Genomic DNA, 18,872 nt, shown 5'->3' on the forward strand with positions numbered 1-18,872 from the left:
GTCAACCAATGTCCCACCCTGGTGCCTCGGCGGCCCCGCCTGACACCAGGGTGGACATTGTTTGATCTGGCGCAAACGTTAGAGGGTGGGTTGGATGGCAGCGAGGGTGACTTGGGCGCTGCCTTCGGCGAGGCGGACGGTCAGGGCTTCGCTTGGCTTGAGCTGGCGCGGGCTGCGCAGGATGCTGCCTTTGGCATCGCTGAGGATGGCGTAGCCGCGCTCCAGTGTGCGCTGGGGATTGAGCAGCTCGAGTTGCGCGCTCAGGGCGTTCAGCGTTTCGCGCTTTTGCTGCAGCTGGCTTTGCATGCTGACGCTGCCGCGGTGCTGCCAGGCGGCCAGGCCGGCGCGGGCCGGACGCACGTCGGGGCGCTGCGCGGCAAGACTGCCGGCCAGGCGCTCCAGAGCGTGACGGGCCTGGTTCAGCGGCGCGTGCTGGGCATGCCGCATGGCGGTGGACAGGGCTTGCAACTGCAGCCGCTGTTGCCGGATGCGCGCGCTGGGACTGAGCAGGCGGCGCGTGCAGTTGTCCAGCGTCTGCGCGGCGTCGCCCAGGCTGCGGCGCATGGCGCGGCGCAGGTCGGTGGCGTCGGCGCGCAGCGAGGCGAGCCAGTCGGCGCGCGCGGTGGCGGCCAGCTCGGCGGCGGCGGTGGGGGTGGCGGCGCGCAGGTCGGCGGCGAAGTCGGCAATGGTGAAGTCGGTTTCGTGGCCGACGCCGGACACCACCGGCATGCTGCAGTTGGCAATGGCGTAGGCTACGCTTTCGTCGTTGAAGCACCACAGGTCTTCGATGCTGCCGCCACCTCGGCATACCAGCAGCACATCGCATTCGGCGCGGCGCGAGGCGGTGTTGATGGCATGCACGATCTGGGCCGGCGCCTGCTGGCCTTGCACCAGGGCCGGGTAGAGAATCACGTTGACATGGGGCGCGCGCCGCCGCAGCGCGGTCAGCACATCGCGCAGCGCGGCCGCTTGCGGGCTGGTGACGATGCCGATGGTGCGCGCGAACATGGGCAGGGCGCGCTTGCGTTCCTGCGCGAACAGGCCGGCGGCCGTCAGCTTGTCCTTGAGCCGCATGAACGCTTCAAACAGATTGCCGACGCCGGCGCGGCGGATCGCTTCCACATTGATCTGGTAGTCGCCGCGCGGCCCGTACAGCGTGACCAGGGCGCGCACCTCGACTTTGTCGCCTTCGCGCGGCACGAAGCCGGCGTATTGGGCGCGGCCGCGGAACATCACGGCGCGCACCTGGGCCGCGTCGTCCTTCAAGGTGAAATACCAGTGGCCGGAGCTGGCGCGCGTGAAATTCGAGATTTCCCCGGATATCCACGTCAGCGGGAAAGAGCGTTCCAGCAGGCGGGCGACCGCATTATTGAGGGCGCTGACCGTCATCACGGGCGGCTGGTCGGGGGCGTTTTCAGGCAGGAGGCTGTTATTCATGGCGGGAACTGTCCACATATTCTGGCGGCGGTCATGCTTATGTCACATATCAAGCAGACAAGCAAGGATTTTTTGTAAACGATTGATTTTTAAGGAGAAAGCCGGGTGCTACATTCCCGAGCATTTCAGAAATTTCCTTATAGATCAAGCACTTTGCTGGCAGGGGTGGCGGTTACGCACAAAGATATCCACAGAAATTGTGCGGAACTGGGGGCAAGTTCAGGCCACTTTTTCCGAAGCAGAACAGGTGTGCTAAAAATTTACGCATAGAAATTTTCGATATATAAATCAAACACTTGCATCTTTGTACTGGCGCTTGCTCACAATTTTATCCACAGAAGATGTGCAGAAATCCACCGTGCCACCTGTACAGCTGAACGCAGCCAGCTCCGTGCGCTACCCGTAAAAATGCCTGCCTAAAATTTGGGCTGAGAAGGTTTTTCCTTTTAAATCAAGGGCTTTACCGCTTGTTCTTGCCTTTGCTCACAATTTTGTCCACAGAATTTGTGCAGAAGCGATGAGTTATCCTCATTTTGCTGCTTTCCCCAAGCTGGTAGCTCTGAAATTGCCGCAAATCCGGCAATTTCCTGCCAATGCATTTTTTTTGCGCAGGGAAGGAAAGTTCTTTTAAATCAAGGGCTTTACCTTGCATCCCGCGCCTTGCTCACAATTTTGTCCACAGAATTTGTGCAGAACTGCACAGTTGATCCATTTGGACTGTACAGTTGCTGATGCTTAATTTGTGAGCAGTCCGACTATTGCATTGTAAATCAATAGCTTAACCATGCTTACTGCCTATTGCTCACACTTTTGTCCACAGATTTTGTGAAGAACCGTACAGGTAGTGCTGGGGAAAAGCCTTGCTACTAAATTGCGCAACCTGAAAAAATCCTTATAAATCAATGCTATTCCTGTGAGTAATTCGGTTTGCCAACAACTTTGTCCACAGTTTATGTGGGCAAACTGGGGAAAAGTCGGGGCGGGGCCGGCGTGGCCGGGGGCGGGGGCTGGCTGGGGCGGGCGGCGCGCCACTTGCCGAGCGCCGTGCAACACGCTACATTGCGCGTTTAGGCAAAAAGCCGTCCCATTCACAGGAGTAAGTCTTGCTCGCCATCTTCCAAGCCGCAGGCTGGCCTATCTGGCTGTTGCTGATCGCGTCCATCGTCGCCACCGCCCTGATCATCGAACGCCTGCTGTACCTGCGCCGCGCCCGCATCCTGCCGCGCGGCCTGCTGGATGAAGTGGTCAAGATTTACCGCGGCGGCAATATCACGCCGGACATCATCGACAAGCTGGAAAAAAATTCGCCGCTGGGCGTGGTGCTGTCCACCGCGCTGCGCAATATCGACGCGCCGCGCGAAGTCATGAAAGAGAGCATCGAGGAAGCCGGCAGCGGCGTGGCCCATATGCTGGAGCGCTTCCTGACCACGCTGGGCACCATCGCCACGCTGGCGCCGTTGATGGGCCTGTTCGGCACCGTGGTCGGCATGATCGAAATCTTTGGTTCGCAGAACGCGCAGGGCGCTAATCCGGCCCAGCTGGCGCACGGCATTTCGGTGGCGCTGTACAACACCGGCTTCGGCCTGGCCATCGCCATGCCGACCCTGGTCTTCTACCGCCACTTCCGCGCCCTGGTGGACAGCTTCATCATCGAGATGGAGCAGCAGGCCATCAAGTTCGTGGACGTGGTCCACAGCGCGCGCAAATAAGCGGGAGGCGGCATGGCCATGAACTTCCGCCGCGGCAGCAAGCGCGAAGATCCGGAGATCAACCTGATCCCGTTTATCGACGTGTTGCTGGTGATCCTGATCTTCCTGATGGTGACGACCACCTACAGCAAGTTCACCGAGCTGCAAATCACCCTGCCCACGGCCGACGCCGAGAAGGCGAAAGACAAACCGCATGAGCTGAACGTGACGGTGGACGCCAAGGGCAACTACACCATCAACAATGTGCCGGTCTCCTTCCACGACGTGGCCGGCTTTGCCGAAGCGATGAAGTCCGCCGCGAAAGAGGGCGGAGACAAGGCGCCCGTGGTCATCGTCAACGCCGATCAATTCGCCATGCACCAGATGGTGGTCAATGTGATGGAGGCGGCGCGCATCGCCGGCTTCGACAAGCTCACCTTCGCCGCCCAAACCGGCTCCGCCAAATAAACCGCTGCGTCCCTTGCGGCGCGGCGCAGCCTTATGCCGACTACCTCTCCGTCCGCGCCCTCGGCGCTTGAAACCACGCTCACGCGTGCCTGGCTGCGGCGCGGGCCGCTGGCTTGCGCCCTGTGGCCCGTATCCCTGCTGTTCCGCGGCCTGGCTGGCCTGCGCGCCGCCGCCTATAAGCTCGGCCTGAGCAAGTCCGAGAAGCTGCCGGTGCCGGTGGTGGTGGTGGGTAATATCTTCATCGGCGGCACCGGCAAGACGCCGCTGACGATCTGGCTGGTGCAGGCCTTGCGCGCGGCCGGCTTCACGCCGGGCGTGGTATCGCGCGGCTTCGGCAGCAAGGACGGCGTGCCGCGCCCCGTCGGCACGGCGTCCACGCCGCGCGAGGTGGGCGACGAGCCGGTGCTGATCGCCGCCCGCACCGGCTGTCCGGTGATGGTGGGACGCAGCCGCGCGGCGGCGGGCAGGGCGCTGCTGGCGGCCCATCCGCAGGTGGACATCATCGTCACCGACGACGGCTTGCAGCACTACGCCTTGCAGCGCGATGTGGAGGTGGTGCTGTTCGACGGGCGCGGCGTGGGCAACGGCTGGACCCTGCCGGCCGGTCCGCTGCGCGAACCGCCCTCGCGCCGCCGCGATTTCACCGTGGTCAACGCGGCCCGGCTCACGCCGGGATTGCATAGCGCGGTGGCCGGCGCCGCCCCGGTCTGGCAAATGACCCTGGCCGGCGACATGGCCGAGCGCCTGCAAAACCGCAGCGAACAGGCCACGCTGCCTGAGCTGGCGCAGCGCGCCCGCAGCCAGGGGCTGCGCGTGGCCGCCGCCGCCGGCATCGGCAATCCGGCGCGCTTTTTCGGCATGCTGAAGGCGGCCGGATTCGAGCTGATCGAGCTGCCCTTGCCCGACCATCACGACTTTCTCGACCGTCCTTTCGCGCAACTGGAGGCCGATCTGATCTTGATGACGGAGAAGGATGCAGTAAAATGTGCGCAAATTGAAGAACTGAGGAACGATCCGCGCCTGTGGGTGGTTCCGGTGGCGGCGCGCATCGACGGCGCGCTGGCCCAACAAATTGTGGAGAAATGTCGTGGATGCTCGTCTGCTTGATATCCTGGTCTGCCCCGTTTGCAAGGGTCCGCTGGAGTACGATAAAAAGGCCCAGGAAATGATTTGCCGCGGCGACCGCCTGGCTTTCCCGATCCGCGACGGCATCCCGATCATGTGGGCCGATGAAGCCCGCACCCTGCAGGACGCGGTGGAATAAGTGTCCTTCATCGTCATCATTCCGGCGCGCCTGGCTTCGACCCGGCTGCCGAACAAGCCGCTGGCCGACCTGGGCGGCAAGCCCATGGTGGTGCGCGTGGCCGAGCGCGCGCGCGCAGCGGGCGCCGAGCGCATCATTGTCGCCACCGATCATGACGATATCCGCGCCGCTTGCGAACAGCATGGCGTGGAAGTGTGCATGACACGCGCCGACCACCCCTCCGGCACCGACCGTATCGCCGAGGTGGCGGCCAAGCTGAATCTGCCGGCCGACGCCGTGGTCGTCAATCTGCAGGGCGACGAGCCGCTGATCGATCCGCAACTGCTGGCCGCCGCCGCCGCCCGCATCGGCGCCCAGGTGCCGATGGCCACCTGCGCCCATCCGCTGCACGACGCGGCCGACGCTTTCAATCCGAATGTGGTGAAAGTGGTGCTCGACAAGCAGGAACGCGCGCTCTACTTCTCGCGCGCCACCATCCCTTGGCACCGCGACGCTTTCGCCGCCGGGCGCGCCGAGACCGCTGCGCTGCCGGCCGGCTATGTGCCATTCCGCCACATCGGCCTGTACGCCTACCGCAACGACTTCCTGCAAGCCTATCCCAAGCTGGAAGCCTCGCCGCTGGAGTCCATCGAAGCGCTGGAACAGCTGCGCGTGCTGTGGCATGGCCATCCCATCGCGGTGCACGTCACCGACTCGGCGCCCGCCGCCGGCGTCGATACGCCGGAAGACCTGGAGCGCGTGCGCCAACATTTCGTTTAAGGCTTTATCAAATTTGCATGGCCGCACGCCCGCAAAGTGGCGTTCGGGCTGGTTTTTGTGGTAAGTTTCGTAGCAAGCCAGTCAATCTAATCACAATATTCAAATCGTTTTTTAGGAAACTTCATGCGTCTCATTCTGTTAGGAGCTCCCGGCGCCGGGAAAGGCACCCAGGCCAACTTCATCAAGGAAAAATACAATATTCCGCAGATTTCCACTGGCGATATGCTGCGCGCGGCAATCAAGGCCGGCACCGAGATGGGCCTGGCCGCCAAGAAGGTGATGGACGCTGGCCAACTGGTGTCGGACGAGATCATCATCGGCCTGGTGAAAGACCGCCTGCAAGAAGCCGATTGCGCCAATGGCTATCTGTTCGATGGCTTCCCGCGCACCATCGCCCAGGCTGACGCCATGAAGGACGCCGGCGTGAAAGTGGACTATGTGCTGGAAATCGCCGTGCCTGACGAATCGATCATCGAGCGCATGGACGGCCGCCGCAGCCATCCGGCCTCTGGCCGCGTCTACCACGTCAAGTTCAATCCGCCTAAAGTCGCAGGCCTGGACGATGTGACCGGCGAACCGCTGGTGCAGCGCGACGACGACAAGGCTGACACCGTCAAGAAGCGTCTGGACGTGTACCACACCCAGACCGAAGTCCTGCTGGGCTATTACAATACCTGGGCCAATTCGGGCGACGCCAACGCGCCGAAATACCGCAAGATCGAAGGCCTGGGCGCCGTCGATGAAATCCGCGAGCGCGCATTCGCGGCGCTGTCCAGCTAAGAACGAGCAAAGCGAACCTCGATGGTTCGCTTTTTTTTCGCGCCGCTTCGCCCGGCGCCGTCACGGCCCCCTGGCCGTATCAGGTTTTGCAGTACGCAGTTTGGTTGGCCGCATCTGCCTATCCGGCGGGTAGCGGTTTTCTGAGTTCGTTACGTATGCTTGATTCCAATATGAAGGGGGAGGTCTGATGGCAGCAAGTCTATGGTTTGCGATAGCGTGCGGCATCATTGCCGTCATCTACGGTTTATGGTCGCGCAGCTGGATTCTGGGGCAGGAGGCGGGCAATCCGCGCATGCAGGAAATCGCGCTTGCCATCCAGCAGGGGGCGGCCGCCTATCTGGCGCGGCAGTACCGCACCATCGGCCTGGTCGGCGTGGTGCTGCTGGTGGCGATCTATCTGCTGCTGGGGATGCAGACGGCGCTCGGTTTCCTGATCGGCGCGCTGCTCTCGGGCGCTTGCGGTTTTATCGGCATGAATGTGTCGGTGCGGGCCAATGTGCGCACGGCGCAGGCGGCCACCGTCGGCATGAACGAGGCGCTCAACGTCGCCTTCAAGGGCGGAGCCATCACCGGCATGCTGGTGGTGGGCCTGGGCCTGCTGGGCGTGTCCCTGTTTTACCTGCTGCTGACTTCCCTGGCCTCGGGCAGCTACCCGAATCCGGGCCTGACCCAGCATGACATCATCAAGCCTTTGATCGGCCTGGCCTTCGGCGCTTCGCTGATTTCCATCTTCGCCCGCCTGGGCGGCGGCATCTTCACCAAGGGCGCCGACGTGGGCGCCGACCTGGTGGGCAAGGTCGAAGCGGGTATCCCCGAGGACGATCCGCGCAACCCGGCGGTGATCGCCGATAACGTGGGCGACAATGTCGGCGACTGCGCCGGCATGGCGGCCGACCTGTTCGAAACCTATGTGGTGACGCTGATCGCCACCATGCTGCTGGGCGCCCTGATGATCGCCAATGCGCCGCAGGAAGCCATCATTTATCCGCTGCTGCTGGGCGCCGTGTCGATCCTCGGTTCCATCGTCGGCTGCTCCATGGTCAAGGCCAAGCCGGGCAAGAAGATCATGTCGGCGCTGTACACGGGCCTGTGGTGGGCGGCCGGCCTGTCGCTGATCGGCTTTGCCGTCGTGACCTGGATGGTCTGGCCGGACGACGATATGCGCTACAAGATGCTCGGCTCGACCGTGGTCGGCATCGTGCTGACCGGGCTGATGGTCTACATCACCGAGTACTACACCGGCACCGACTTCAAGCCGGTGCGCCATATCGCCGAGGCTTCCACCACCGGCCATGGCACCAATATCATCGCCGGCCTGGGCGTGTCGATGAAAGCGACGGCCTGGCCGGTACTTGCGGTCTGCGTCGCCATCCTGGTCTCCTACAAGCTCTCCGGCCTGTACGGCATTGCGATCGCCGCGACTTCCATGCTGTCGATGGCGGGCATCGTGGTGGCGCTGGACGCCTATGGCCCGATCACCGACAACGCCGGCGGCATCGCCGAAATGTCGGGCATGCCGGACTCGGTGCGCGCCATTACCGATCCGCTCGACGCGGTGGGCAATACCACCAAGGCGGTGACCAAGGGCTACGCCATCGGCTCGGCCGGCCTGGCGGCGCTGGTGCTGTTCGCCGACTACACGCATGCGCTGGAATCGGTGGGACGCTCGCTGACCTTCGACCTGTCCAATCCGATGGTGATCGTGGGCCTGTTCATCGGCGGCCTGATTCCCTATCTGTTCGGCGCCATGGCGATGGAAGCGGTGGGCCGCGCGGCCGGCGCGGTGGTGGTGGAAGTGCGCCGCCAGTTCCGCGACATCAAGGGCATCATGGATGGCACGGGCAAGCCGGAATACGACAAGGCGGTGGATATGCTGACCGCGTCGGCCATCAAGGAGATGATCATTCCTTCGCTGCTGCCGGTGCTGGTGCCGGTCCTGGTCGGCATGCTGCTTGGCCCGGCCGCGCTGGGTGGCCTGCTGATGGGCACCATCATCACCGGCCTGTTCGTGGCGATCTCGATGACGACGGGCGGCGGCGCCTGGGACAACGCCAAGAAATACATCGAGGACGGCAATTTCGGCAGCAAGGGTTCGGAAGCGCACAAGGCGGCCGTGACCGGCGATACCGTGGGCGACCCGTACAAGGATACGGCCGGTCCGGCGGTCAATCCGCTGATCAAGATCATCAATATCGTGGCCCTGCTGCTGGTGCCGCTGCTGCCGGCCACCGGCTGGCTGTCGGTGACGATGCTGGCGCCGGTGCAGGCCCAGGCGCCGGCCCACGCCACCATGCCGGCCAAGGCCACGGCGGTTGCGCCGACGGTGGCGCCGCCACCCCAGGCTGCAGCGGCGGAGACGGTGGCCGCCGTGCCGCCGCAGGCTTCGGCCGCCGATGCGGTGGCAGCGCCCGCCGTGTCGGCCGATGGCGCCACGCCCGCTCCGGCGCCCGTTCCGGCGCGTTAAGCGCCAAGCGCCGTCCTTGCCCGCCGGTTGCGGGCAGGGTGGCGTCTTCCTTTGAGGGGGAGGCGGGCGTATGATGCCGATATTGCATCCGCCTGGAATTTTCATGATCGTCCGTTCTCTCCTTCTGCTCCTGGCCAGCGTCTTGCTGCTGGCCTGCCTCGGCGCCAATGCGGCGCCAGCTTCGGCCAGCGCCACGGCCAAGGCGCATCACAGCCATGCCAAGGACAAGGCGAAGGCAAAAGACGAGGCCAAAACCAAGCCTGGCAAGAGCGCTGCCGCGGCCAGGAAATCGGCGAAGGAACCGGCGCAGGAGCCGGCTAAAAAACTGGCCAAGGATGCGGCCAAGGACAAGGCGAAATCCAGGACCAAGCCGGCGGCAGCGCCCGACGCCGCGCATGCTGCGCCGAAATTGGCGAAAGCTGTTGTGGCAAGCGGCGCCGCTCCGGCGCAGCAGGAGCGCAAGCCCTTCGCACTCGCCCCGGCCTCCGCACCGGCGCAGGCGACGCCGGCCAGCGCCAGCCTGCAAAGCGCGTCAAGTCCGGACTCCGTGTATCCCGCCATTCCTGCCATGACGGCCAAGGAAAAAGCCGCCTACGCCCGTCTGCCGGTCTGCAAACTGAGCGCGGACGGCACGCGCCTGGCGGTCGAGCCCTGCCGCACGGCGCCGCAGCGGCGCGATGCGCCGCATCGCAGCGTCATGCCGCAGATGCCGCGCGTCCCGGCCGCCGCGCCGCCCGCAGGCCCGCAGCTGGTGCTGCCCAGCGCCGTGCTCGATAGCGGCCGCGCACCGGGTTCCGGCCCCTCGTTCACGCCGTCCGCTGCCAGCGGAGCGGCGCAGGACAACCGCCCCGTCCCCGTGGCCAACTGCACGCCGGGCGGCTGCACCGATATCCATGGCAACCGCTACATCGGTTCCGGCGCCACGCTGACCACGCCCACCGGCAAATCCTGCACCAACACGGGTGGCTGGATTCAATGTCATTGATTCGGCTACAATAAGCCCCACTTGACGTTAACGTAAACGTCATCCAATCCGAGATAGGGGACGACATGCAGATCAAAGACAGTGTATTCATCATCACCGGCGGCGCTTCCGGTCTGGGCGCGGCCACGGCGGCCATGCTGGTACAGGCGGGCGGCAAAGTGGTGCTGGCCGACGTGCAGGTGGAGGCGGGCGAAAAGCTGGCCGCTGAACTCAAGGGTACATTCGTCAAATGCGACGTCACCTCGGAAGCGGACGGCCAGGCCGTCGTCGCCGCCGCCAAGGCCCTGGGCACGCTGCGCGGCCTGATCAACTGCGCCGGCGTGGCGCCGGCCATGAAAACCGTGGGCAAGGATGGCGCCCATCCGCTCGAACTGTTCCAGCGCGTGGTCAATATCAATCTGGTCGGCACCTTCAATATGTGCCGTCTGGCGGCCGAAGCCATCGCCCAGAACGAGGCGCTGGAGCACGGCGAGCGCGGCGTCATGATCAACACCGCCTCGGTGGCGGCTTTCGACGGCCAGATCGGCCAGGCCGCCTATGCCTCGTCCAAAGCCGCCGTGGCGGGCCTGACCCTGCCGATGGCGCGCGACCTGTCGCGCAACGGCATCCGCGTGATGACCATCGCCCCCGGCATTTTCGAAACGCCGATGCTGCTGGGCATGCCGGCCGAGGTGCAGGACGCGCTGGGCAAGATGGTGCCGTTCCCATCGCGCCTGGGCAAGCCGGCCGAATACGCGCAGCTGGCCAAGGCCATCATCGAAAACGTGATGCTCAACGGCGAGACGATCCGCCTGGACGGCGCCATCCGCATGCAGCCGAAATAAGGTAGCATGCCAGAATCATCGGACGCGCGGCTTCGGTCGCGCGTTCGCGTTTCTGGAGAAGATATGTTGCGACCGCATTCCCTGGCCTTGGCCGCCGCCCTGCTGGGCGGCCTGGCCCACGCCCCCATCCACGCGCAGGAGCGCGCCCCCGAAATCGCCACCGGCTATGCCGAAAAAGCCGGCTGGACGGCGCAGAAATACATGGTGGCCGCCGCCAATCCGCACGCCAGCGAAGCGGGCTACCAGATGCTCAAGCAGGGCGGGGCGGCCATCGACGCCGCCATCGCCACCCAGCTGGTGCTGACCCTGGTCGAACCGCAATCGTCGGGCATCGGCGGCGGCGCCTTCCTCATGTATTACGACGGCAAGCGCGTGCAGGCTTACGACGGCCGCGAAACCGCGCCGGCCGGCGCCACCGAGCGCCTGTTCCAGGACGCCGATGGCAAGCCCGTGTCGCGCAGCGTGGGCGTGGTGGGCGGCCGTTCGGTCGGCGCGCCCGGCGTGCTGCGCATGCTGGAGCTGGCGCACAAGGAGCACGGCAAGCTGGCCTGGGACAAATTGTTCGAACCGGCCATCAAGCTGGCCGAGGAGGGCTTTGCCGTCAGCCCGCGCCTGAACGCCTTGCTGGGCTGGGACGCGCACCTGCTGCGCGACCCGGTGGCCGCCGCTTACTTTTACGACGCCGACAAGAAGCCGCGCCCGGTCGGTTATGTGCTGAAAAATCCCGAGCTGGCGCGCAGCCTGCGCGAGATCGCGGCCGGCGGCGCCGACGCCTTCTACAAGGGCCGCATCGCGCGCGACATCGCGGCCAAGGTGAACCAGCATCCGACCAATCCCGGCACTTTAAGCGAGGCCGATATCGCGGGCTATCAGGCCAAGCAGCGCGATCCGGTCTGCAGCGACTACAAGCGCTGGACCGTGTGCGGCATGCCGCCGCCATCCTCGGGCGGCATCGCCATCGCGCAGATGCTGGGCATGCTGGAGGCGAAACCGCTGGCCGCGCACCTGCCGGTGAAAGGCGTGCCCGACGCGGAAGCGGTGCACCTGTTCACCGAGGCGGGCCGCCTGGCCTACGCCGACCGCAACCGCTACGTGGCCGACACCGACTTCGTGCCGTTGCCGGGGCGTGGCCTGGCGGCGCTGCTCGATAAATCCTATCTGCGCCAGCGCGCCGCCCTGATCGGCGACAAGTCCATGGGCCGCGCCAAGGCGGGCGTGCCGACCGACCTGAAACTGGCCTGGGGCAGCGATAGCGCCATCGAAAATCCCTCGACCTCGCATCTGGTGGCGGTCGATGGTTTGGGCGGCGGCTTGTCCATGACGACGTCGGTGGAAGACGCTTTCGGCTCGCGCCAGATGGTCGACGGCTTCCTGCTGAATAACCAGCTGACCGATTTCTCCTTCGATTCGGCCGACGAAAACGGGCCCATCGCCAACCGCGTGCAGCCGGGCAAACGGCCGCGCAGCGCCATGTCGCCCACCCTGGTGTTCGACCAGGAGACGAAGAAGCTGGTGCTGGCCACCGGTTCGCCGGGCGGCTCGGCCATCATCAACTACGTGGCCAAGGTGCTGGTCGGCACCCTGGACTGGAACCTGGACGTGCAGCAGGCCATCAGCCTGCCCAACTTCGGCAGCCGCAATGGTCCGACCGAGCTGGAAGCGGGGCGCTTCCCGCCCGCCGTGGTGGACGTGCTGAAGGCCCGCGGCCACGAGGTGCGCCAGTACGAGCAGAACTCCGGCCTGCAGGGCATCCAGCGCCTGCGCCGCAACGGCAAGGAAGTGTGGTTTGGCGGCGCCGATCCGCGCCGTGAGGGGGTAGTGAAGGGCGATTAGCAAGCCTAAACGTGTTAATCTAGAGCAATGGGAAGCAAAAAGAAAACAGGCTTGATCCTGACCGGGGGCGGTGCGCGCGCCGCCTACCAAGTCGGGGTGCTACAAGCGATATCGGAGATACTGTGGGAGGAGGGCTGGCCGCCGGCGCGCAACCCTTTTCAGATCATCTGCGGCACCTCGGCCGGCGCCATCAACGCCACCGCCCTGGCTTGCCGCGCCGACAACTTCGGCGAGGGCGTGCAAAAACTGCTCGACGTCTGGAGCAATATCGAAGTCAGCCAGGTCTACCGCGCCGATTCGCTCGGCGTGATCCGCTCCGGCGCGCGCTGGCTTTCCCTGCTGTCCTTCGGCTGGCTGCTGCGCAAATGGCGCGCTTCGCCGCCCAATTCCCTGCTCGACAACACCCCGCTGGTCAACCTGCTGCACCGCATGCTGGACTTGCCGCGCCTGGACGCCGTGCTGCAGGAAGGCTTGCTGCACGCGTTGGCCGTCACCGCTTCGTCCTATACCGGCGGGCAGCACATCACCTTTTACCAGACCGCCGCCGACATCGCGCCTTGGGTGCGCATGCAGCGCGTGGCCATGCAGGACCAGATCGGCGTCGAGCATCTGCTGGCATCGTCGGCCATCCCCTTCATCTTCCCGGCTACGCCGCTGTACCTGGGCGGCCACCGCGAATACTGCGGCGACGGTTCGATGCGCCAGTTGGCGCCGATCTCGCCGGCCATCCACCTGGGCGCGGCCAAGGTGCTGGTGGTGGGGGCGGGACGGTTGACGGAGCCGGCGCGCCAGGCCACCGAATCGGCGCGCTATCCGAGCCTGGCGCAGATCGCCGGTCATGCCATGTCGTCCATCTTCCTCGACAGCCTGGCGGTGGATATCGAACGCCTGAACCGGGTCAACCAGACCTTGTCGGTACTGCCTGAGGAGCTGCTGCAAAAGACCCCGCTGCGGCCGGTGGAGCTGCTGGTGATCGCGCCTTCCGAGCGCCTGGACGATATCGCCACCCGCCATATCGCCAGCCTGCCCGCGCCGATCCGCACCATGCTGTCCGGGATCGGTGCCACGGAGACGCGCGGCGCCGCATTAGCGTCCTACCTGCTGTTCGAATCGACGTATACTTCCGAATTGATCCGGCTCGGCCAGCGCGACACCCAGGCGCGCAAGGCCGATGTGCTGGCGTTTTTTGCCTCCTGAGCCGTGGCTGTGTTTATCCAGGACCGATTGTTCGTGCTGCTCCCATTTCGACGCTACTGCCGCCAACTGTTGCTCCCCGCCCTGCTGGCGCTGGCGGGCGGCCTGCTCACGGACGCCCAGGCCGGGCCGCCGCCGCGCACCCTGCGCTTCGAGCAGCTGAATGTGGATGATGGCCTGGCCCAGGAATCGGTGCTGGCCATCATGCAGGACCGCCAGGGCTTCATGTGGTTCGGCAGCCAGGCGGGCCTGAGCCGCTACGACGGCTACCGCACCGTGGTGTTCCGCCACGCCGTTTCCGATCCGCATAGCCTGGCCGAGAACTGGGTCAAGGCGCTGCACCTGGACCCGATCGGGCGCCTGTGGGTGGGCACCGACGGTGGCCTGGACCGCTACGACCCGGTGACGCAGAAATTCAGCCACTACCTGCCGGACGAACCGGTCAAGCGCGGCAACGGCAACCGCCATGTGGGCGCCATCATCGACGACGGCATCGGCGCGCTGTGGGTGGGCACTTCCGACGGCTTGCAGCATTTCGATCCGGCCAGCGGCCGCTTCACCATTTATCACCACGAGCCCAAGGAGGCGGGCAGCCTGATGAGCGACCAGGTCAATGCCTTGGCGCGCGACGCGGCCGGCCGCCTGTGGGTGGGGACCGCCGCCGGCGTCGACATGCTGATGCCGGGCGCCAAGCGCTTCCGCCACTTCCCTTTGCAAGTGGGGAAGAACGGCCGCGGCGAGTCGGTGATCTCACTGCATGTGGATAGCAAGCAGACCTTGTGGGTGGGGAGCGTCAGCGGCGTCGAACAGTGGAAGCTCGATGGCGACGGCGTGCCGCACCGGCGCCGCATGGGCCTGGCCGAAGGCTTGCCGCCCGGCCCGGTGCCGGCCATTTACCAGGACAGCGAAGGCACGCTGTGGGTCGGCACCCAGCGCCATGGCCTGTTCCGCTGGCGCCCCGAGGACGACCGCTTCGTGCAGTACCGCCACCAGCTCAGCGATCCGCACAGCCTGTCGGACAATTACGTTTCCTCGCTGTTCCGCGACCGCGTCGGCACCCTGTGGGTCGGCACATGGTACGCGGGCGTCAGCCGCGTCGACCTGGGCAGCGGCGGCTTTGCGCGCCTGGTCAAGGATCCCGACCGTCCGCGTTCGCTCAGCGACAACCGCGTGCGCGCCGTCCTCGATGCCGGCAACGGCAAGCTTTGGCTGGGCAATAACGACGGTCTGAATTACTTCGATCCGGTCAGCGGCGAAACCATCTTATACCGCCTGGCTTCTCTGGCCGACAGTGTGGTCACGGCCATGTGGCGCGATCCGCAGGGCATGCTGTGGGTGGGCGGGCGCACCGGCATGCGCCGCTTCGATCCGGTCACGCGCCAATTCAGCAGCCTGCTGTTCTCGCGCGGCGATCCGGATAGCGACCACCTGCGCTATATCTACGGCGACCGCAGCGGCGTACTGTGGATTTCCTCGCGCGGCGGCTTGCACCGCTACGATCCGGCCAGCGGCGGCACCCAGACCTTCCGCCACGATCCGGCCGACGGCAACAGCCTGGCCGACAATATCGTGCGTCCGGTGCTGGAGGACAGCCGCGGCAGCCTGTGGGTCGGCACCTTCAACGGCCTCGATCTGCTCGATCGCAAGACCGGCCAGTTCCGCCACTTCCGCCACGACCCGGCCGACCCTTCCAGCCTGAGTCACGACGAGGTGCACTATCTGTACGAGGACGCGGGCGGCGTGCTGTGGGTGGGCACGGCCGGCGGCCTGAATCGCATGGAATTCGGCGCCGACGGCAATGTGAAGTTCCGCCGCTACCTGCGCAAGGACGGCCTGGCCGACGACGCCATCGCCGCCATCCTGGCCGACGACGCCAACAATCTGTGGTTGTCCACCAATACCGGCTTGTCGCGCCTGAATATCGTCACGGGCCAGATCCGCAATTACTCGGGCACGGACGGCACCATCGAGGGCGCTTACTTCGACGGCTCGGCGCTGCGCGCGCCGGACGGCAATATGTACTTCGGCGGCTTCAACGGCCTGACCGCCTTCGCGCCGAAAGAGGTGAAGGAGAACAGCATCGCGCCGACGGTGGCGATCACCGACTTCCAGGTCTTCAACAAGTCGGTGCGTCCCGGCCAGAGCGAAAACGGCGGCATGCTGCGCAACGCCATCGAATACACCAATGCCGTCACGCTGCAGGAGAGCGACACCATGTTCTCGCTGGAGTTCACGGCCTTGCACTACGCCGCGCCCAAGCGCAACCGCTTCGCCTACCAGTTGCAGGGCTTCGACCGCGACTGGGTGGTGACGGACGCCAGCAAGCGCTTCGCCACCTACACCAATCTGGACCCCGGTACTTACACCTTCCGCGTCAAGGCCGCCAACAAGGACGGCATCTGGAACGATAACGCCGCCACGCTGGAAATCACCATCTTGCCGCCGTTCTGGAAAACCTGGTGGTTCCGCAGCCTGATCGTCTTGACCCTGCTGGGCAGCGCCGTCATCACCTATCAGGCGCGGGTGCGCGGCCTGCGCCGCCAGCGCACGCGCCTGGAGCAGCAGGTCAGCCTGCGCACGGCCGAGGTGGAGCTGAAGAACAAGCTGCTGCAGCAGCAAAAGCGCGAACTGGAGCAGCGCGACGAGCGTCTCAGCTACGCCAAGCAGAAGGCGGAAGACGCGACGCGCCAGAAGTCGGAATTCCTGGCCAATATGAGCCACGAGATGCGCACCCCGCTGGCCGGCGTGATCGGCATGCTCGGCTTCGCGCTGCGCGACAGCCATCTGGCCGAGGGCACGCGCGAGCAGATCGAGCGCGGTCAGGCCAATGCCCAGTCGCTGCTGACCATCATCAACGATTTGCTGGACTTCTCCAAGATCGAGGCCGGCAAGCTGACCATCGAGAATATCGACTTCGCGCTGGCCGGCACGGTGGAGAACGTGGTCAGCCTGTTCGAAGAGCAGGCGGCGGCGCACAGCGTGGGCTTCGCGGTGGAATTCGGCAAGGGCTTGCCGCCTTTCGTGGTGGGCGACCCGACCCGCCTGCGCCAGGTGCTGGTCAACCTGGTCGGCAATGCCTTCAAGTTCACCCAGCGCGGCCATGTCTCGCTGCGCGTGGAGCGCCTGCCGGAAAGCGTGCTGCGCGAAGGGCGCGCCTGCAGCCAGATCCGCTTCACGGTGGAAGACACCGGCATCGGCATCCCGGCCGAAGCCATGCCGCGCCTGTTCCAGAAATTCGAGCAGGCCGACAGCACCACCACGCGCCGCTACGGCGGCACCGGCCTGGGACTGGCCATCTGCCGCCAACTGGTGGAGCTGATGGGCGGCGAGATCGGCGCCGTCAGCACGCCGGGCATCGGCAGCGTGTTCGCCTTCACCCTGCCGCTGCCGGACGGCGTGGCGCCGCCGCTGGTGCCGCATATTCCGCGCGAGCCGCACAGCCACCAGCTGCGCGTGCTGTGCGCCGAGGACTTCCCGACCAACCAGATCATCATCCGCATGATGCTGGAAGATCTGGGCCACAAGGTCGATATCGTCGGCAACGGCGCGCTGGCGGTGGCCGCCTGCGCCCACGCGCGCTATGACCTGATCCTGATGGATGGCCGCATGCCGGAGATGGACGGCCCCAGCGCCACGCGCCTGATCCGCTCGGGCGGCAGCGACGCCGCGCCGGTGCGCGACCAGGAGCTGATGATCATCGCGCTGACGGCCAATGCCAGCGAAGAAGACCGTAGCCGCTACCTCGCTTCCGGCATGGACGATTTCCTGACCAAGCCGATCGACGAGGCGGCCCTGCATTTCCAGCTGAGCCGCGCCATCGAACGCCAGCTGCAGCGCGGCATCCTGTTGCCGGAAATGCCGCTGCATTCCCCGCCCGGCCCGAGCGCGGCCGAACTGGACGCCATGTTCGGCGTGAGCACGGAGCCTGAGCACATCGTGCTGCCGCGCGGCGCGCCGGCTTCGCCGCCGCGCGTGCTGGCGCGCGAGATGCTGGACCGGCGCCTGCTCGACGCCTTCCTGGCCGATCTGCCGGAGCGCCTGGCGGAACTGGATGCGGCCATCGCCGCCGCCGACGCCGATGCGGCGGGGCGCCTGTTCCATGGCTTGAAAGGCAGCGCCGGCTACCTGGAACTATCGGAGTTGCAGGCGCTGGCCGGTGAATTGGAACGGGCGGCCGACCGCGCGCTATGGGCCGCCGTCACCGCCAAGCTGCCGCGCCTGCGCGAGCTGCTGCAGCAATTGGCGGCGGGCGGCGTGCGGACCAATTGAAAAACATGCACGCTGGATATAGGGTAAGATTGCCTGGCCGGGTCACAGCAGGCGCACACTGACGGTGACAGGCACAGGAGAGGATTGAATGAGAGTTCTGGTGGTAGATGATGACGTTGTCTCGCGCATGGTGCTGATGCACCTGATCGATAGCTGCGGCAAATTCGATATCGTGGAAGCGGAAGACGGCGCCGATGCCTGGCAACAGCTGGAAGGCGGCTTGCGTCCTGCAATCTGTTTTTGCGATCTGCGCATGCCGCGCCTCTCCGGCATGGAACTGCTGCAGCGCGTAAAAGGCGATGCCGCCTTGAGCACCATGCCTTTCGTGCTGGTCTCCTCCGCCACCGACACCGACACGGTGCAGCAGGCCACCAAGGCCGGCGCCGCCGGCTATATCGTCAAACCCTTCCAGGCCGACCAGGTGCGCGTGCACCTGACCGGCTTTCTCGACCAGGCCGCGAACGGCTACCAGCATGTGGCCGAAACCCCGGCCGAAACGCAGCAGCGCCTCGGCATCAACGGCGACCGCCTGCTGGTCTACCTGACCGGCTTCCAGAACCAGCTCACGGCCGCCAGCGCCGAACTCGATGCGCTGTTCGCGCGCGATGAGGTGGGCGAGGCGCGCAACCGCATCGAACGCCTGCATGCCGGCTGCGTGACCCTGGGCCTGCACGGCGCCGCCGCCGCGCTGGAACGCTTCCGCCGCGACGTGCCGCCGGAACTGGAGGCGGTGCAAGCGGCCTTGTCCGACGTGATACGGGCCGTGATTCACCAATCCGCCCTGGTGCGTCAAATCAGTTTGGGTTGAATGCGAGGCCGCCGCCACGGCGGTGAAAGCTCTTGTGGATGAATTAGTTTAGGTTTAAAGTATCTGCTTGCGGACTGACTTGAACCGACCATCCAATCA

General features: G+C 65.4%; 14 protein-coding genes. 13 read left to right on the plus strand and 1 reads right to left on the minus strand.

The window, feature by feature from the left end:
• Positions 1–78: 78 nt before the first annotated feature.
• Positions 79–1,437 carry an exodeoxyribonuclease VII large subunit gene (gene xseA, locus FHS03_RS13015; RefSeq protein WP_183441391.1) on the minus strand — a complete coding sequence of 453 codons (1,359 nt, stop codon included), beginning with the start codon at positions 1,435–1,437 and terminating at the stop codon, positions 79–81.
• A 1,103-nt stretch (positions 1,438–2,540) separates the two neighbouring features.
• On the opposite strand from xseA, the gene FHS03_RS13020 reads away from it, so the two are divergent.
• The 13 genes from FHS03_RS13020 to FHS03_RS13080 all read left to right on the plus strand — a co-directional run bounded on the left by FHS03_RS13020 (position 2,541) and on the right by FHS03_RS13080 (position 18,773).
• Complete coding sequence (locus FHS03_RS13020) at positions 2,541–3,146, plus strand: MotA/TolQ/ExbB proton channel family protein (RefSeq protein WP_176348232.1); 606 nt, start codon at positions 2,541–2,543, stop codon at positions 3,144–3,146.
• A gap of 18 nt (positions 3,147–3,164) precedes the next feature.
• On the plus strand, positions 3,165–3,593 hold the full coding sequence (locus FHS03_RS13025) for an ExbD/TolR family protein (RefSeq protein WP_050408927.1): 429 nt from the start codon (positions 3,165–3,167) through the stop codon (positions 3,591–3,593).
• 33 nt (positions 3,594–3,626) lie between these two features.
• Entirely contained in the window at positions 3,627–4,700 is a 1,074-nt protein-coding gene (lpxK, locus tag FHS03_RS13030) for a tetraacyldisaccharide 4'-kinase (protein ID WP_183441392.1), read from the plus strand.
• Positions 4,681–4,857 carry a Trm112 family protein gene (locus FHS03_RS13035; protein WP_107876951.1) on the plus strand — a complete coding sequence of 59 codons (177 nt, stop codon included), beginning with the start codon at positions 4,681–4,683 and terminating at the stop codon, positions 4,855–4,857. The genes lpxK and FHS03_RS13035 overlap by 20 nt, the downstream gene beginning before the upstream one ends.
• A complete protein-coding gene (kdsB, locus tag FHS03_RS13040; protein WP_183441393.1) occupies positions 4,858–5,616 on the plus strand; it encodes a 3-deoxy-manno-octulosonate cytidylyltransferase in 759 nt (252 codons plus the stop codon). It begins immediately after the preceding gene.
• Positions 5,617–5,739: 123 nt separating this feature from the next.
• Positions 5,740–6,396, plus strand: coding sequence for an adenylate kinase (gene adk / locus FHS03_RS13045; RefSeq protein WP_183441394.1), 657 nt, complete (start codon positions 5,740–5,742; stop codon positions 6,394–6,396).
• Positions 6,397–6,583: 187 nt separating this feature from the next.
• Positions 6,584–8,860, plus strand: a complete 2,277-nt coding sequence (locus FHS03_RS13050; RefSeq protein ID WP_183441395.1) for a sodium-translocating pyrophosphatase — start codon at positions 6,584–6,586, stop codon at positions 8,858–8,860.
• A 103-nt stretch (positions 8,861–8,963) separates the two neighbouring features.
• Positions 8,964–9,845, plus strand: a complete 882-nt coding sequence (locus tag FHS03_RS13055) for a hypothetical protein (RefSeq protein WP_183441396.1) — start codon at positions 8,964–8,966, stop codon at positions 9,843–9,845.
• Between the two features lie 65 nt (positions 9,846–9,910).
• A complete protein-coding gene (locus tag FHS03_RS13060) occupies positions 9,911–10,669 on the plus strand; it encodes a 3-hydroxyacyl-CoA dehydrogenase (protein WP_183441397.1) in 759 nt (252 codons plus the stop codon).
• A gap of 63 nt (positions 10,670–10,732) precedes the next feature.
• A complete protein-coding gene (gene ggt, locus FHS03_RS13065) occupies positions 10,733–12,502 on the plus strand; it encodes a gamma-glutamyltransferase (RefSeq protein ID WP_183441398.1) in 1,770 nt (589 codons plus the stop codon).
• A 27-nt stretch (positions 12,503–12,529) separates the two neighbouring features.
• Positions 12,530–13,699 carry a patatin-like phospholipase family protein gene (locus FHS03_RS13070; RefSeq protein ID WP_183441399.1) on the plus strand — a complete coding sequence of 390 codons (1,170 nt, stop codon included), beginning with the start codon at positions 12,530–12,532 and terminating at the stop codon, positions 13,697–13,699.
• A 33-nt stretch (positions 13,700–13,732) separates the two neighbouring features.
• The gene (locus tag FHS03_RS13075) at positions 13,733–17,965 is read left to right on the plus strand and encodes a hybrid sensor histidine kinase/response regulator (protein ID WP_371871668.1); all 4,233 of its coding nucleotides are present in this window, start codon (positions 13,733–13,735) and stop codon (positions 17,963–17,965) included.
• 88 nt (positions 17,966–18,053) lie between these two features.
• Positions 18,054–18,773: a response regulator gene (locus tag FHS03_RS13080; protein WP_183441400.1), complete on the plus strand. Its 720-nt coding sequence runs from the start codon at positions 18,054–18,056 to the stop codon at positions 18,771–18,773.
• Positions 18,774–18,872: the final 99 nt, after the last annotated feature.

Source organism: Pseudoduganella violacea, from assembly GCF_014191875.1.
GTDB lineage: Bacteria > Pseudomonadota > Gammaproteobacteria > Burkholderiales > Burkholderiaceae_D > Rugamonas > Rugamonas violacea_A.

Bases quoted from the DNA above. Each gene is read 5' to 3' on its own strand.
- xseA (WP_183441391.1), bottom strand. From the start codon at position 1,437: ATGAATAACAGCCTCCTGCCTGAAAACGCCCCCGACCAGCCGCCCGTG.
- FHS03_RS13055 (WP_183441396.1), top strand. From the start codon at position 8,964: ATGATCGTCCGTTCTCTCCTTCTGCTCCTGGCCAGCGTCTTGCTGCTG.
- ggt (WP_183441398.1), top strand. From the start codon at position 10,733: ATGTTGCGACCGCATTCCCTGGCCTTGGCCGCCGCCCTGCTGGGCGGC.
- FHS03_RS13060 (WP_183441397.1), top strand. From the start codon at position 9,911: ATGCAGATCAAAGACAGTGTATTCATCATCACCGGCGGCGCTTCCGGT.
- adk (WP_183441394.1), top strand. From the start codon at position 5,740: ATGCGTCTCATTCTGTTAGGAGCTCCCGGCGCCGGGAAAGGCACCCAG.
- FHS03_RS13025 (WP_050408927.1), top strand. From the start codon at position 3,165: ATGAACTTCCGCCGCGGCAGCAAGCGCGAAGATCCGGAGATCAACCTG.
- lpxK (WP_183441392.1), top strand. From the start codon at position 3,627: ATGCCGACTACCTCTCCGTCCGCGCCCTCGGCGCTTGAAACCACGCTC.
- FHS03_RS13050 (WP_183441395.1), top strand. From the start codon at position 6,584: ATGGCAGCAAGTCTATGGTTTGCGATAGCGTGCGGCATCATTGCCGTC.
- FHS03_RS13070 (WP_183441399.1), top strand. From the start codon at position 12,530: ATGGGAAGCAAAAAGAAAACAGGCTTGATCCTGACCGGGGGCGGTGCG.
- FHS03_RS13080 (WP_183441400.1), top strand. From the start codon at position 18,054: ATGAGAGTTCTGGTGGTAGATGATGACGTTGTCTCGCGCATGGTGCTG.